Below are 14,935 nucleotides of genomic sequence, written 5' to 3' on the forward strand. Positions count from 1 at the left end.
ACTGACGCAGTTTTTCGGGAAACGCTCATACCGGCCGCGGGCCAAGTGCCGGGCATGGCCGACGACTGGACTTCGTCTATCGCCGCCGAGCGGATGGAACTGGACTCGGAGTTCAACGACCGGGTGGAAGCGTCGTCGTTCTCCAACCAGCAGTGGAACCTGGTGATGACGGCGATCGAACTGGAGATCGAGAGCCCGGACGATCCGGAGGCGGCTCAGATCGTCCCCGACACGTCGAGCCTGCCGACGATCATGCCGGAACTCGACCGCGTCGAGCAGCAGTCGATGATGGGCGGCGGTGGCGCCGACGCCGGCGGCGGCTCCAGCGGCGGCGGCCTCCTCGGCGGCGTCAAGGACGCGCTCGGGCTGGGGTCAGGGGGCGGTGACGACGAGCGCATCGAGGAGGCCGAGGACCTCGCCGAGCAGTACTGCGAGCGGCTACAGGAGAAACTCGAGTCGAGCGGACGCTGGGACGGCGTCCGGAGTCGGGCCGCGGGCAACTCGCCGGAGTGAGGACTGGTCGGATCGGTCGAGTCGACCGTCAGATCTCGTCGGAGGACTCGTCCTCGATCCGGAGGTCGTCGAGCCGGTCGATCGTCTCCTGGTCGAGTTCGACGCTGGGCATATAGTAGAAATTGAACGCACTGACACACTCGAGGGGCACCCCGGGTGCCCCTCGATGTGTAAATAGTTTCAATTTCTACTACAGTCGGCGAGAGTAGCGGTACCTACGTGACGGTTCGGAGGTCGCAGCGGCGGGCCGGACGTAGCAGATGCGACGACGATCGATAGAAAACGATCAACTCCGAAAGCGATATGTGAGCGTTAACGGTAGGGGGAGGTATGCGATCCGTCGCGGATTCCCCCGTCACGCGGGACGGCAAGGCGCTCGTACTGGCACACGATCACGGCCTCGAACACGGTCCCAAGCAGTTCGCGGGCGTCGAGGAGCGCCTCGATCCGACCGAAGTCTTCGAGATGGCCACGCACGACGCCGTGACGGCGCTGGCCGTCGGCAAGGGCCTGACCGAGACCTACTATCCCAGCTACGACGATCAGGTGAACCTGCTGGCGAAACTCAACGGCGGCTCGGACCTGTGGATGGGCGAGCCCTACTCGCCGCACAACTGGTCCGTCGAGTACGCCGAGGAACTGGGCGCCGACGCCGTCGGCTACACCATCTATCCCGGCGTCAACAAGGAGCCCGAGATGTTCGAGGACTTCCGCCCGGTCCAGGAGGAGGCCCGCGAGCGCGACATCCCGATCGCCATGTGGTCCTACCCGCGCGGCCAGGCCATCAAGGAGCACCGCTCCCGCGACGTCATCGCCTACGCCGCCCGGATCGCCCACGAACTGGGCGCCGACTTCGCGAAGGTGAAGTACCCGCGCAGCCAGGAGGCCATGGCCCACGCCGTCGACTCCGCGGCCGCCACGAAGGTCCTGCTCTCGGGCGGCTCGAAGACCTCCGACCGCGACTTCCTCGAACTCGTCGAGTCCTGCATGGAGGCGGGCGTCGAGGGACTGGCCGTCGGCCGCAACGTCTGGCAGCGCGAGAATCCCTACGAGATCCTCGACATGCTCGAGGCGGTCGTCTTCGAGGGGGCCAGCGCAGACGACGTCCTGTGACGATGGACGAGGAGACGGCCGACGCGGCCTCGCTTGCCGGCGAGCAGTTCCCCGAGGCGGTCGACGGCGGGCGCGTCGTGTTCGGCTTCGACGGCTACGTCGACCGCGTGCGCGAGGTCGTCGCCGACCGCCACGACCCGGAGCACTACGACCGGCTGGACACGCTGGCGGAGTTCGGCGGTCGCGTGAACCGCTCCGTCGAGGCCGACAGCTCGCTGTCCTTCGAGTGGCTCCAGCGGGGGACGCGCACCGGCGGCCACACCAGTCACCTCTCGCGCGTGTTCGGCACCTGGGGGTTCGATCCCGTCATGATCGGGATGTACGGCCGCCCCGAGCTCGACGTCTTCGCCGAGGAGTTCGCCGAGTACGAGCGTCACACCCTCGGCGAGCCCGGCTACACCGACGCCGTCGAGTTCGACGACGGCAAGCTGATGATCATGGAGCTCGGGGACACGAAGGACCTCGACTGGAAGCGCCTGCTCGAGACGGTCGACCGCGAGACGCTGGCCGACCGCCTCGACGGCGCCGACCTGCTCGGGACGGGCTACTGGGCCGAGACGCCCGACCTGCCCGACGTCCTCGACGGGCTGCGCGACCTCTGGGACGAACTCGACGACCCGCCGGAGACGGTGCTCGTGGACCCGGGCGACGTCCGGAAGCTCGACCGCGACCGCCTGCGGGCCGGCCGGGACGCGCTCGGCCGCCTGGACGACGTCGCGCGGGTCGTCGTCTCGGCCAACCGCGCAGAGACGAAGCTGCTCGCCGAGATCTTCGGCGACGGCGTGCCCGAGGACGCCGACGCCGCCACCGACGCCGAGGCGGTCGCCGACGCCGTCGACGCCGAGCTCGTGGTCAGCCACGGCGTCGACCGCTCCGTCGTAGTCGGCCCGTCGGGCACGACGGGCGTCGCCGTCCCGAAGGTCGACGAGCCCGAACTGACGACGAGTTCGGGCGACCACTTTAACGCCGGCCTGGCGCTCGGGCTGGTCGAGGGGATGGACCCCGCGGCCGCCGTCGTCGTCGGCAACGCCGTCGCCGGCCAGTTCGTCCGGACGGGCGAGTCGCCGACGTTCGACGCGGTCAGCTCGTTCGTCGAGCGCTACGAAGCAAAGTTCTGACGGCCCGAGCCGTCTCTCGTTCCGACGGCCCGAGCCGTCCCTTTTCGCGATATCTGAGACGGTTCTACAGGCGCCGCGTCTCGACCGCGTCGCGGTCCTCGTCGAGGCCCTCGAAGTCGGGGACGCTCGTTCCGGCCCGCTGGACCACGCGCGTCGCGACGGCGACCCCGTTCCTGAGCGCGGCCTCGTCGGACTCCCCGCGGTCCAGCGCCGCCAGTACGCCCGTCAGCATCGCGTCGCCGGCGCCGACCGTGTCGACGACGTCGACGTCGAACGCCTCGGCGAACACGACGCCGTCCGGACCTGCGAGCAGAGCGCCCTCGCCCCCCAGCGAGGCGACGACGCGCTCGAAGCCACCGTCGCGCAGCCGGCGCGCGGCGTCGGCGCACTCGGCGATCGTCTCGACGTCGGCGCCGGTCGCCGCGGCCAGTTCCTCTCGGTTGGGCTTGGCGAGGTCGTACTCCCCGTCGAGCGCGGCGAGCACGTCCCCGCCCACGTCGACGGCGGTCCGCCACTCGCCTGCCCCGGCGATTCGGTCGATGGCGTCGGGATCCAGTCCCGGCGGGAGGCTGCCCCCGACGAGCACGCGGTCGGGGCCGTGCGAGCGGACGGCGTCCGCTAGGTCGTCGACGACGGACGGCGCCACGTCCGGGCCGTTCTGGTTCAGCTTGTACTCCTCGCCCCCGGCCAGTGCGGTCGTGTTCAGCCGGGTGGGCTCGTCGATGTCGACGAAGTCGGTGGCGAACCCGTCGTCGGCCAGCGCGTCGCGGATGAACGTGCCCGTGAAGCCGCCGAGCAGGCCCGTCGCGACGGTGTCGGCGTCCAGCGCGTCGAGGTACTGGGAGACGTTGATGCCCTTGCCGCCGGCGTCGAAGCGGGCGTCGGTCGCGCGGCTGACTGCCCCCGGCGTCAGCGACTCGGCGAAGGTCATCGTCTGGTCGACCGCCGGGTTGAACGTGACGGTCAGGATCACTCGTCGACCTCCGCGACGGAGACGCCGCTGTCTTCGAGGGCGGCCCTGAGGTCGCCCACGGGGGCCTCGTCGGTCACGAGCACGTCCACGTCGGCCAAGTCCGCGAAGGTGACGTAGGACTGCTCCCCGAACTTCGAGCGGTCGGCGATCAGGACGACGCGGCTGGCCCGCTCGACCATCAGCGACTTGACCGCGGCCTCGTCCTCGTCCGGCGTCGTCAGCCCCGACGGGAGCACCGAGTTCGTCCCCAGGAAGAGAAGGTCGATGTGGCGCCGCTCGAGGAACGTCTCCGTCGAGGGGCCGACCAGTGCACGCGTCCGCGGGCGCAGTCGCCCGCCCGTGACCGACACGTCGATGCCCCGCTCCATCAGGGCGGTCGCCAGCTCCGGCATGTTCGTGACGGCGTCGAGCACGGCGTCGGCGGGCACCGCCCGCGCGAGCGCCATCGTCGTCGTGCCGGCGTCGAAGCAGACGACCTGATCGTCCCTGATCTCCTCGACCGCGCGGTCGGCGATGGCCTCCTTCGCGTCGAGGCGCTGTACCTCTCGCTGTCCGTAGGACCGCTCCCGGCCGACCGAGGAGACCGGGACGGCCCCGCCGTGGGACCGCTCGACCTGTCCCTCGTCTTCGAGCTCCTGCAGGTCGCGGCGGATCGTCGCCTTGGAGAAGTCGAGTTCGGAGGCGAGTTCGGCGACCGAGCAGCCGTCACGCTCGGTGACGAGCTCGACGATCCGTCGCCTGCGCTCCGCTGGTAGCATTGGCGGCGGTTTGTCGCCCCGCGACTTACGCGTTTCTATCGTTCCCGTTCGTTTCTGCTCGGACTGATTGTTTCTGAACGGTTCTATGCGAACGGCGGGCTCAGAGCCGATCCAGCACGGCCGCCGTCACGTCCTCCGTCCCGGCGTCGCCGCCCAGGTCCGGCGTCCGTGGTCCCTCCGCGAGGACGTCCTCGACGGCCGTCCTGACGCGGTCGGCCTCGTCGCCGTAGTCGAGGTGGTCCAGCAGCATGGCCGCCGAGAGGAGCATCGCCGAGGGGTTCGCGACGCCCTCGCCGGCGATGTCCGGTGCCGATCCGTGAACCGGCTCGAAGAGCGCGTTGTCCGCACCGACGTTGGCGCTCGGGAGGAGGCCGAGTCCGCCAACGAGGCCCGCTGCCAGGTCCGACAGCATGTCGCCCGCGAGGTTCGGGCAGATGACAACGCCGTAGTCCTCCGGGTGCATCACTAGGTGCATCGCCAGCGCGTCCATCAGCGCGGTGTCGTAGTCGACGTCGAAGGAGTCGCCGACCTCCTCGGCGACCTCCAGGAACAGCCCGTCAGTCTCGCGCATGACGTTGGCCTTGTGGGCGATGGTGACGTTCTCGAAGCCGTTCTGCTTCGCGTACCGGAAGCCGAACTCCGCGATCTCGCGGGAGGCGTCCTCGGTGACCACGCGGGTCAGCGTCCGGACGCCGTCGTGGACCTCCGCCTCGATGCCGGAGTAGACGCCCTCGGTGTTCTCGCGGATGAAGACGAGGTCGGTGTCCGGCTGGACGGCGTCGAGCGCCGGGTACGCCCGCGCCGGGCGGACGTTCGCGAACGAGCCGACGACGTCCCGCAGCGGCAGGATCACGTCGGCCGCCGTCTCGCCCGCGGCGCCGAACAGCGTCGCGTCGGCCTCGGCCGCCAGTTCGCGGGTCTCCGCCGGCAGCGCCTCGCCGCGCTCCGCCTTCACCGCGTCGCCGGCCTCGCCCTCGACGAACTCCAGGTTCAGGTCGAGCGATTCCAGCACCTCGACCGCCGCGGGCGTGACCTCCTGCCCGATCCCGTCGCCGGGGATGACTGCGATCTCGTGAGTCATGCGCGTAGGTCCCGCCGGGGCCGAAAAGAGCGTGTCGATATCCGCGGTGCTAGTACCGCGCGTACAGCACCGCTGCGATCCGGGTCGCGAACAGGACCGTCCCGAGGACGGCGGTCCCCGCGACGAGGGGCGTGATCCCGCCGAGCCCCACCGCGCTCCGGTCGAGACCGAGCAGGTCGCCGCGGGCCACCAGCGAGAGCCACAGCGTCCCGCCGACCGCCGCCACGAGGCTGTACGGTACCGTCCCCTGGTCGATCTCCTCGGCGATCCGGTGCTCGCCGCGCAGGACGTCGCCCTCTATGGAGTGCTTGACCACGAGCAGCGCCAGGAGCCCGATGCCGGCGAGAAACAGCCCCCTGAGTCCGTCCAGCGCGTCGGCCACGAGCAGCCAGGTCATCCACCCCGCGGCCTCGATCAGGCCGAGCGTCGCCAGCCGCTCCAGCGGGACCGTCCGCCCGGGCCCCGTGGCAGCCATCTCGGTGAACAACTGGTGAGCGATCAGGCCGCCGACGAGCACGAGGGTGGCCACGGCCGTCGTCATCGACGCGAGCGGCGCTGTCACCAGGACGGACCACCAGACGACGACGGCCCCTGTCTGGAGCAAGGCCGCGATCAGCACGAGCGTGATCCAGACCGTCGCGAACAGTCCCGCGTTGGTCGACCGCGGCCACTGCTCTGTCCGCTGCATACGCCTCCGTGGACCTCGCACGACAATGGTAACACACAGCTTACTCGGGTCTGTCGACCCGCTTCGCGTGTTAGACCGAGCGAAAACCGCCCGACTCCGAGTCGGCCGGCGATGCGAAGGGACGTTCGCAACCCGAACGGTCTGGTTCCGCTCGCGTTCCGACGGGAACTCTCGGCGTATCGAGGTCGCCGTGCGAGACCGCGCTAAGCATCGCTTTCTGCGAGTCGCCCGGCCAGAGGTCGGGCAAAATAGCCCTCCCGGTTAGTCGTCCGACTCGACGTACGGCAACCCGTCGACCGTCTCGTCGATGGCGTTCTGGTTGGCCTTCATCAGGGCCGTCGTGTCCCAGATGCCCTCGACGAGCGCCTGTCGCTGCGCGTCGTCGACCTCGACGTCAACCGTCTGGCCGCCGTAGGTGACGGTCTCGGCCTCGACGTCGACCTCGACGTCGCCGTCGGGGTTCTCGTCGACCCAGTCCTGCAGGTCCGTGATCGTCTCGTGGTCCGCCGTCACGGTCGGGATGCCCAGCGCCAGGCAGTTGCCCGCGAAGATCTCCGCGAAGGACTCGCCGACGATGGCGTCGATACCCCAGCGCATCAGCGCCTGGGGCGCGTGCTCGCGCGAGGAGCCGCAGCCGAAGTTGGCGTTGACGACCATGACCGAGGCGTCCTGGAAGCGATCCTCGTTCATCGGGTGGTCCTTCTCGTTGTCGTCGTCGTCGAAGCGCTGGTCGAAGAAGGCGAACTCGCCCAGCCCGTCGAACGTGACGACCTTCATGAACCGCGCGGGGATGATCTGGTCGGTGTCGATGTCGTTCCCGCGGATGGGAACGCCGCTCCCCTCGACGTAGTCGACGGAGGGGATTTCCTCGGTGGGGTCGCTCATGCCAGAGCCACCTCCTCCAGTTCGCGCACGTCAGTCACTTCCCCGTTGATGGCCGCAGCGGCGACCATACGTGGGTTCATCAGGACGGTGCGGCCGTCCTTGCTCCCCTGCCGGCCGATGAAGTTCCGGTTTGACGAGGACGCGCAGGCCTCGTCGCCCTCCAGCTGGTCCTCGTTCATGCCGAGGCACATCGAACAGCCGGCGTTGCGCCAGTCGAAGCCGGCCTCCTCGAAGACGTCCTTCAGGCCCTCCTCCTCGGCCTGCTTCTGGACGCGCTGGCTGCCGGGGACGACCATCGCGCGGACGTCGTCGTGGACCTCGCGACCCTTGACGATCCGCGCCGCGCGGCGCAGGTCGGGCAGGCGGGCGTTCGTACAGGAGCCCAGGAAGGCGACGTCGATGTCGTAGCCGTTCATCGTGTCGCCGGGCTCGACGCGCATGTGCTCCTGGGCTCGCCGCGCGGTGTCCTGCTTGTCCTCGGGTAGGTCCGCCGGCGCGGGGATCGGGTCGTTGATGCCGATGCCCTGGCCGGGCGTGGTGCCCCACGTGACGACGGGATCGAGCTCGCTCGCGTCGATGTGGACGACGTCGTCGTACTCGGCGTCGTCGTCGGAGCGGATGGACTCCCAGTAGGGCTTAAGCTCCTCGAAGCGCTCAGGGTTGTTCTGGAAGTAGTCCGTCCCCTCCAGCCACTCGTAGGTGGTCTCGTCGGGGTTGACGTAACCCGCGCGAGCGCCGCCCTCGATGGACATGTTGCAGATGGACATCCGCCCTTCCATGTCCAGGTTCTCGATGGCCTCGCCGGCGTACTCGTAGACGTAGCCGACGCCGCCCTCGGTGCCCAGGCGACGGATGATCTCCAGGATGATGTCCTTGGCCTCGACGCCCTCGTCGAGTTCGCCGTCGACCTGGATCTTGCGGACCTTCTGCTTCTCCATCGCGATGGTCTGGGTCGCCAGCACGTCGCGGATCTGGCTGGTACCGATGCCGAAGGCCAGCGCGCCGAAGGCGCCGTGGGTCGACGTGTGGCTGTCGCCGCAGACGATGGTCTTGCCGGGCTGGGTCAGCCCCTGCTCCGGCCCGACGACGTGGACGATGCCCTGATCGCCGGTGGTCGGGTCGAGGAAGTTGATGCCCGCGTCGCGGACGTTCTCCTCGAGCTCCGACATCATGTTCTCGGCCGCGTCGTCGCCGTAGGGCCGGGACTGGTCGGCCGTCGGGACGATGTGATCGACCGTGGCCAGCGTCAGGTCGGGCCGGGCGACCTCCAGGTCGCGCTCCTGGAGCATCCCGAACGCCTGCGGGCTCGTGACCTCGTGGATGAGGTGGAGCCCGACGAACAGCTGATCCTGTCCGTTGGGCAGCGTCGTCACCTTGTGTCGGTCCCAGACCTTGTCGTACAGCGTGTTCTCGCTCATTCGTCAGTCATCCGCGTTTACGCGCTCCTGCTCGTCCGCTGATTCGGACTCGGACTCCTCCCACGCGAACAGCTCGCGCAGGCGGGCGCCGACGTCCTCGATCTCGTGGTCCTTCTCGGCGGCCCGGAGCTGGGTGTAGCTCGGACGGCCGGCCTGGTTCTCGGCGATCCACTCGCGGGCGAACTCTCCGTTCTGGACCCGCTCGAGGGTCTCCTCCATGTTCTCCCGGACGTGGTCGTCGAGGATCTCGTCGCCCTCCGTGAGGCCGCCGTACTCGGCGGTGTCAGACACGGAGTCCCACATGCCGCCGAGGCCGCCCTCGTACATCAGGTCGACGATGAGCTTCAGTTCGTTGAGGCACTCGAAGTAGGCCATCTCCGGGCTGTAGCCCGCGTCGACCAGCGTCTCGTAGCCGTGCTTGACGAGGCTGGTGACGCCGCCACAGAGGACGGCCTGCTCGCCGAAGAGGTCCGTCTCGACCTCCTCCTTGAAGCTCGTCTCGATGACGCCGGCGCGGGTGCAACCGATGCCCTTCGCGTACGCCAGCGCCTCCTCCTTGGCACCGCCGGAGACGTCCTGGTAGACGGCGATCAGGCCGGGCGTGCCCTGGTCGCGCTCGTAGTTACGGCGCACGAGGTGGCCGGGGGACTTCGGCGCGACCATGGTCACGTCGACGTACTCCGGCGGCTCGATCTGGTTGTAGTGGATGTTGAACCCGTGGGCGAACTGCACCGTGTCGCCCTCGTCGAGTTCGGGCTCGATGGCCTCGAAGACGGCCGGCTGGACCGTGTCCGGAACCAGGATGGATACGACGTCGGCCTGCGCCGCGGCGTCGTCGGGCGTCGCGACCTCCAGGCCCGCCTCCTCGGCCTCGGCGCGCGAGGAGGAGTCCTCGCGCAGGCCCACGACCACGTCCACCCCGCTCTCGTGCAGGTTGAGTGCGTGCGCGTGGCCCTGACTGCCGTATCCCAGCACCGCGACGGTCTTGCCGTCCAGGTGCGATCCGTCCGCGTCCTCGTCGTAGTATACCTCGGTAGTGAATTTCTCAGTCATCGTCTTGCAGTGTGTCGGCACCTCTTTCAAGTGCTACGGTTCCGCCTCGGGCGACCTCCTGGACGTCGAACTGCCGGAAGGCGTCGATGGCGGCGTCGATCTTCTGCTGGCTGCCGGTCACCTCGACGGTGATCGAGTCGGTGCTGACGTCGACCGCGGTGCCGTCGTACATCTCCGCGACGGCGTTGACGTCGTCGGGCTTCTCGCCGTCGACCTTGATCAGCGCCAGCTCCCGGTTGGTCGACGCCGGCTCCAGCTCGCGGACCGAGATGGTCGGCACGAGCTTCTCCAGTTGCTTCTTGGCCTGGTCGATGCCGGGCTCGGGCTCTTCGATGACGATGGTCATCCGCGCGACGTCGTCGTCCATCGTCGCGCCGACGGTCAGGCTCTCGATGTTGAACTGCCGCCGGCTGAAGAGCCCGGACACCTCGGCGAGCACGCCGGGCTCGTGTTTCACCAGCGCCGCCAGCACCGCCTGCCGCGGCTCGTGGGTGGCCTCTGCCTCCGGATCGACGCGAATACCTTGCTCGTTACGCCGGCCCTCCGGACGCATCCGCTCGTTCGGGGCCGGTCCAGGCATGCCTCCGGTCATATCAGATCATCTCCAGGTGGTCCTCGTTCAGCGCGAACAGTCCGTTGTCGCCGCCGCTGGGCACCATCGGGAAGACGTTCTCCTCGGGGTCGATGATGGCGTCGACGACCGACGGGCCGTCGTACTCGCGGGCGGCCTCGATCGTCTCCTCGACGTCGTCGTAGTCCTCCAGACGGAAGCCCCGCGCCCCGAAGGCCTCCGCGAGCTTGTCGAACTCGGGGACCCACGGGTACTCCGAGGCCATCCGCCGGCCCTCAAAGAAGCCGTCCTGCCACTGGCGGACCATCCCGACCGCCTCGTTGTTCAGGACGACGTAGGTGATGTCCAGGTTCTCACGCACCGCGACGGACAGCTCCTGGACGGTCATCAGGAACGAGCCGTCGCCGTCGAAGCAGACGACCTCCTGATCGGGCGCGGCTATCTTGGCGCCGATCGCCGAGGGCACGCCGTAGCCCATCGTCCCCAGCCCGTGGCTGGAGACCCAGGTGCGGGGCTCAGTGAACGTCCAGAACTGGGAGGCCCACATCTGGTGTTGTCCGACGCCGGTCGTGACGATGGCGTCGTCGTCCGCCTGCTCCGAGAACCGCTCGACCACGTACTGGGGCTTGAGCGGCTCGTCGTCCGGCGTGTCGTACGCCATCGGGTACTCCTCTTTCCAGGTCCGGCACTGCTCGCGCCACTCGTCGGCGTCCGGCTCGGCCGGCATGGCGTCGTACAGCTGCCGGAGGACGGCCTTCGCGTCCCCGATCAGCGGATAGTCCGCGTGGATGTTCTTGCTGATCTCCGCGGGGTCGACGTCGACGTGGATGACGTCCGCGTCGGGCGCGAAGGAGTCGACGCCGCCGGTCAGGCGGTCGTCGAAGCGCGTCCCGATGGCCAGCATGCAGTCGGTGTTCGTGATGGCCATGTTGGCGTAGCCGGTGCCGTGCATGCCGGCCCACTCCAGGGACAGCTCGTGGTCCTCCGGGAAGGAACCGATCCCGGGCATCGTCGTGACGACCGGAATCTCGTACTCCTTCGCGAAGTCCCGCAGTTCGTCCGACGCCTCGGCTTTGATCACGCCGCCCCCGGAGAGGATCAGCGGGCGGTCGGCCTCGGCCAGCACGTCGGCGGCTTCCTGGACGTTCGCGTCGTCGGCCTCCTCCGCCGGGTGGTAGGTGTCCGGCGCTTTCGGCTCGCCGGGCTCGACGTCGGTCTCGCCCTGGGTGACGTCTTTCGGGAGGTCGACCAGCGTCGGCCCCTGGCGGCCCTCGTCGGCCAGGGCGAACGCCTCACCGACGTCGTCGCCGACGGTGTCGGCGTCGCCGGCGAAGTAGCTGTGTTTGGTGACGGGCTGGGTGATGCCCACCGTGTCCGTCTCCTGGAAGGCGTCGTTGCCGACGAGGTCCGTCGCCACCTGCCCGGTCAGCGCGATGACCGGATCGGAGTCCATGTTGGCGTCGGCCAGGCCCGTCACGAGGTTCGTCGCGCCGGGGCCCGAAGTGGCGAAGCAGACGCCGGGCTCGCCGGAGACGATGCCGTAGGCGTCCGCCGCGTGGGATGCCCCCTGTTCGTGGGCCATCGTCACGTGGTCGATCTCGGAGTCGTACAGCGCGTCGTAGACGGGCATGATCGCCCCGCCCTGGACGCCGAAGACGTACTCGGCTCCGGCGTTCTCCAGGGCGCGGACGACGGACTGCGCGCCCGTCGTAACGGGTGCCTGCTCCGCGGCGCTGTCCGCGTCCTCGGCGGCCTCGTCTGCCTCCTCCGAGGGAACTGACGCTCGTTCGCTCATGCCGTCTCACCTCGCTGGCGATACTGCGGTCGTGCCGTCTGTGTATACTGGTGCATGGTTGGTGTCCTGTGATGGTCGAAGTCCGATCCGACGGTCGCTGGAGTGACGGGTGCTGTAGGGGCTATACCGCCCCTACAATACGTACGAGAAGGGCGAGTGCGCGGCTGCCGACGGGACGAACCCGGGTAGCAGCGCGCGCCGTCATCACGTCGAGACTCTGACTCGCACCGATAATAAGGTTTCCGTGAGACGGTCTGCCGAACTGACGCGAGAGAGCTGCGACGACTCTCTCCACGCACACCTGCGCCCGCGTCGCCGGAGGCGCCGCTCGCGGTGCCTGCGACCGCACGCGATACGCGCGGCTTCCGGACCGTGCGAACCGGACGTGGGAGCACGGTTAGACCCTGACCTCCTCTTCGGTCTGGGGGACGCCCACGCCCTCTGCGAAGCGCTCCAGTTCCTCCATGGTGACGCGCTTCTTCTCGGCCCCGAAGTCCTTCACGCGGCGCGTGACCTCCCGTACCTGCTCGTCGGTCGGGTCGTAGCCCGCGTCGACGAGCCGCTCGCGGACGGAGTGCTGGCCGGTGTGCTTGCCGAGCACGAGCTGGCGCTCGGCGCCGACCATCTCGGGGGTCATCACGCCGGGCTCGAAGGTGTCGGAGTTCTCGATGACGCCGGCGGCGTGGATACCGCTCTCGTGGGAGAACGCGTTGGACCCGACCACGGGCTTGTTGGCCGGCACCTCGATGCCGGACTTCTCCTCGATGGTCGCGGACAGCTCCGTGATGCGGGTGGTGTCGATCCCCGTATCCACGTCGTACAGCGACTCGACGGCCATCACGACCTCCTCGTAGGCCGCGTTGCCGGCGCGCTCGCCGATGCCGTTGACGCTGACCTGGGCCTGGGCCGCCCCGGCCTCGTAGCCGGAGATGGCGTTGGCCGCGGCCAGCCCGAAGTCGTCGTGGGTGTGGACGTCGATGCGCGCGTCGGTCTCGGCGTCGACTATCTCGATGAGGTCGTAGAAACGACGCGGCGTGGCGACGCCGCAGGTGTCGGGGATGTTGATCCAGTCGACGCCGACCTCGCTGACGGCCTCGATGACCTCGACGAGGAAGTCCTCGTCGGTGCGGGTGGCGTCCATCGGTGAGAACATGCACTCGACGCCGGCCTCCTTGACGCGCTCGACCGACTCGACCGCGCTTTCGAGGGCCTCCTGCCGCGTCGCGTGCATGGAGTCCTCGAGCTGGACGTCGCTCGTCGAGACGAACGTGTGCACCAGGTCCACGCCCGAGTCGAGCGCGGCCTCGATGTCCTTCTCGACGACGCGCGCCAGCCCGCAGACCTCCACCGAACTGGCCTCGGCGATGTCCCGGACGGCCTCGAACTCCGCGTCCGAGTTGACCGGGAACCCCGCCTCTATGACGTGGGTCCCCATGTCGTCCAGAATCGCCGCTATCTCTCGTTTGTCTTCGTAACTGAACGACGTGCGTGGCGACTGCTCGCCGTCCCGCAGCGTCGTGTCGAAAATGCGTGCTTCTGAAATTTCAGAAGTGGAATCCAGTGTGCCCTGGAAGAACTCGATCCGCCGGGGATCCCGACGCGCCCTCTGTATCGTTGGACATAGTCACCCGAATGACTGGTTCCCTCGTAGTTAAAGGTGTCTATCGGTGCGGCGCCGTGACAGCTGTTGGCAGTGCGAGCTGCAGACGCCGGTCGTCGCCCGGTCGGGAGAACGCCAGGGGAGGACGTCACGGGCCGCTGAATGCAGTCGAAGCGAGGATTTTTCTCGGTCGACAGTGAGTACCCGCGTATGTCCGACTTCGAGGGGTTGGATCTGCAGGCGGTGGAGGACAGGATCGACGAGGGCGACGGCGTCTGCGACCGGATCGTGCTGGGCGTGCTCGACGGATCGACACAGCCCGAGGAGTGGCTCGAAGCGATCGCGACCGGCGCCACCCTCGTGTTGAACGTCGAGGGCGACCTCAACGAGCTGGCCGCCGGCTTCGCGCGGGACGTCCGCGACGAGGGCGGCGAGCTGATGCACTTCCGCGGGTTCCTGATCGCGACGCCGCCTGGCGTCGAGATCGACGCCGACAGGCTGGGCGACTGAACGGCCCCGTCCGGACGAAGCCGCCGATCACGCACAGAGCGTCAGGTAGTGGCCGTCGGGGTCCCGAATCCGGACGCCGTCGTCAGTCTCCCAGACGGCGAGGGCGTCCCCGCGGACCTGATCGGCCAGTTCTGCGGGCTCGTCGGCCGCGATGCCCCAGTCGACGTGAACGCCGCCGCGCGCGTCGGCCAGGCCGAGGTGGGGTTCCCACAGTTCCAGGTCCACGTCGCCGGCCGTCAGGCGGACGCGGCGACGCCGGTCGCCGCGGTCGATCACGTCGCACCCCAGCGCCGAGTAGAAGGCCGTCGCCGCGTCGAGGTCCTCGACCTCCAGCACGACCTCGAACAGGCTGGTGATGCCGCCCTCGCCGCCCGCGCCGCTCCCGTCGCCGTCAGTCCCGGCGTCGTCCGCCTCGCCGAGTTCGACGCAGTTGCCGTCGGGGTCGTACAGGTACAGCGAGCGCGCATCGCCGAAGCGGTGTTCCGTCAGGTCGAACGGACCGTCGAGTCGCTCGTACCAGTCGTCGTACGCCGAGGCGGGGACCGAGAGGGCGTAGTGGACGTGCAAGCCGCCCCGCGGAACCGCACCGGGCGCCCTGAGGCGGAGGCGCGCCTCGCCCGTCGGGTAGACTACCTCGTCGTCGGACTCGCGCTCGGGTTCCAGCCCGAGGTGGGTCTCGTAGAAGGACCGCGCCCGGTCGAGGTACTTCGCTTCCAGGGTCAGCCAGCGCGGGCGGCCGAGCATGGCGGGGGTTCGCCCGGCGGTCGGAAAGGCGTTCGGCCAGCGGGCAGCAAGTCGTTCGCCCGGCGTCGAGCAGCGGGTGAGACGCTGTGCTGGTATCCGTTTTATGGGACCGTCG

15 protein-coding genes and 1 pseudogene are annotated in these 14,935 nt (G+C 68.9%); 4 read left to right on the forward strand and 12 right to left on the reverse strand.

The genetic code is table 11. The features are described from left to right. Positions 1-54: 54 nt before the first annotated feature. Positions 55-513: a DUF5799 family protein gene (locus LCY71_RS14165; RefSeq protein ID WP_225333797.1), complete on the forward strand. Its 459-nt coding sequence runs from the start codon at positions 55-57 to the stop codon at positions 511-513. Between the two features lie 31 nt (positions 514-544). Here LCY71_RS14165 and LCY71_RS21480 read toward each other — a convergent pair. Further along, positions 545-625: pseudogene (locus LCY71_RS21480) on the reverse strand (DUF7557 family protein); the annotation flags it as partial. 218 nt (positions 626-843) lie between these two features. On the opposite strand from LCY71_RS21480, the gene LCY71_RS14170 reads away from it, so the two are divergent. Both LCY71_RS14170 and LCY71_RS14175 read left to right on the forward strand, forming a co-directional pair. After that, on the forward strand, positions 844-1,626 hold the full coding sequence (locus LCY71_RS14170; RefSeq protein WP_225333798.1) for a class I fructose-bisphosphate aldolase: 783 nt from the start codon (positions 844-846) through the stop codon (positions 1,624-1,626). A gap of 2 nt (positions 1,627-1,628) precedes the next feature. After that, positions 1,629-2,744: a PfkB family carbohydrate kinase gene (locus LCY71_RS14175; protein WP_225333799.1), complete on the forward strand. Its 1,116-nt coding sequence runs from the start codon at positions 1,629-1,631 to the stop codon at positions 2,742-2,744. A gap of 64 nt (positions 2,745-2,808) precedes the next feature. On the opposite strand, the gene pfkB is transcribed toward LCY71_RS14175, so the two are convergent. The 10 genes from pfkB to LCY71_RS14225 form a co-directional block, all read right to left on the reverse strand. Beyond that, entirely contained in the window at positions 2,809-3,717 is a 909-nt protein-coding gene (gene pfkB / locus LCY71_RS14180) for a 1-phosphofructokinase (RefSeq protein ID WP_225333800.1), read from the reverse strand. Further along, positions 3,714-4,475 carry an HTH-type transcriptional regulator GlpR gene (gene glpR / locus LCY71_RS14185; protein WP_225333801.1) on the reverse strand — a complete coding sequence of 254 codons (762 nt, stop codon included), beginning with the start codon at positions 4,473-4,475 and terminating at the stop codon, positions 3,714-3,716. The genes pfkB and glpR overlap by 4 nt, the downstream gene beginning before the upstream one ends. A gap of 100 nt (positions 4,476-4,575) precedes the next feature. Then, complete coding sequence (locus LCY71_RS14190) at positions 4,576-5,556, reverse strand: isocitrate/isopropylmalate dehydrogenase family protein (RefSeq protein ID WP_225333802.1); 981 nt, start codon at positions 5,554-5,556, stop codon at positions 4,576-4,578. A 49-nt stretch (positions 5,557-5,605) separates the two neighbouring features. Continuing rightward, positions 5,606-6,244 (reverse strand): hypothetical protein, encoded by a 639-nt coding sequence (locus LCY71_RS14195; protein WP_225333803.1) that lies wholly within the window; start codon positions 6,242-6,244, stop codon positions 5,606-5,608. Between the two features lie 261 nt (positions 6,245-6,505). Further along, on the reverse strand, positions 6,506-7,129 hold the full coding sequence (leuD, locus tag LCY71_RS14200; RefSeq protein WP_225333804.1) for a 3-isopropylmalate dehydratase small subunit: 624 nt from the start codon (positions 7,127-7,129) through the stop codon (positions 6,506-6,508). After that, positions 7,126-8,547: a 3-isopropylmalate dehydratase large subunit gene (gene leuC, locus LCY71_RS14205; protein ID WP_225333805.1), complete on the reverse strand. Its 1,422-nt coding sequence runs from the start codon at positions 8,545-8,547 to the stop codon at positions 7,126-7,128. The genes leuD and leuC overlap by 4 nt, the downstream gene beginning before the upstream one ends. A 3-nt stretch (positions 8,548-8,550) precedes the next feature. Further along, the gene (gene ilvC, locus LCY71_RS14210; RefSeq protein ID WP_225333806.1) at positions 8,551-9,600 is read right to left on the reverse strand and encodes a ketol-acid reductoisomerase; all 1,050 of its coding nucleotides are present in this window, start codon (positions 9,598-9,600) and stop codon (positions 8,551-8,553) included. Continuing rightward, positions 9,593-10,180, reverse strand: a complete 588-nt coding sequence (gene ilvN / locus LCY71_RS14215) for an acetolactate synthase small subunit (RefSeq protein ID WP_225333807.1) — start codon at positions 10,178-10,180, stop codon at positions 9,593-9,595. Before ilvN ends, ilvC begins: the two co-directional genes overlap by 8 nt. A 13-nt stretch (positions 10,181-10,193) precedes the next feature. Further along, on the reverse strand, positions 10,194-11,966 hold the full coding sequence (ilvB, locus tag LCY71_RS14220) for a biosynthetic-type acetolactate synthase large subunit (protein WP_225333808.1): 1,773 nt from the start codon (positions 11,964-11,966) through the stop codon (positions 10,194-10,196). Positions 11,967-12,363: 397 nt separating this feature from the next. Next, the gene (locus LCY71_RS14225) at positions 12,364-13,578 is read right to left on the reverse strand and encodes a LeuA family protein (RefSeq protein WP_225335921.1); all 1,215 of its coding nucleotides are present in this window, start codon (positions 13,576-13,578) and stop codon (positions 12,364-12,366) included. Between the two features lie 198 nt (positions 13,579-13,776). Here LCY71_RS14225 and LCY71_RS14230 point away from each other — a divergent pair, with 198 nt between their 5' ends. After that, positions 13,777-14,076 carry a DUF5779 family protein gene (locus tag LCY71_RS14230; protein ID WP_225333809.1) on the forward strand — a complete coding sequence of 100 codons (300 nt, stop codon included), beginning with the start codon at positions 13,777-13,779 and terminating at the stop codon, positions 14,074-14,076. A 27-nt stretch (positions 14,077-14,103) separates the two neighbouring features. Here LCY71_RS14230 and LCY71_RS14235 read toward each other — a convergent pair whose 3' ends face one another. Further along, entirely contained in the window at positions 14,104-14,820 is a 717-nt protein-coding gene (locus LCY71_RS14235; RefSeq protein WP_225333810.1) for a VOC family protein, read from the reverse strand. Positions 14,821-14,935 lie beyond the last annotated feature (115 nt).

The organism is Halomicrobium urmianum, assembly GCF_020217425.1.
Taxonomy (GTDB): Archaea; Halobacteriota; Halobacteria; order Halobacteriales; family Haloarculaceae; genus Halomicrobium; species Halomicrobium urmianum.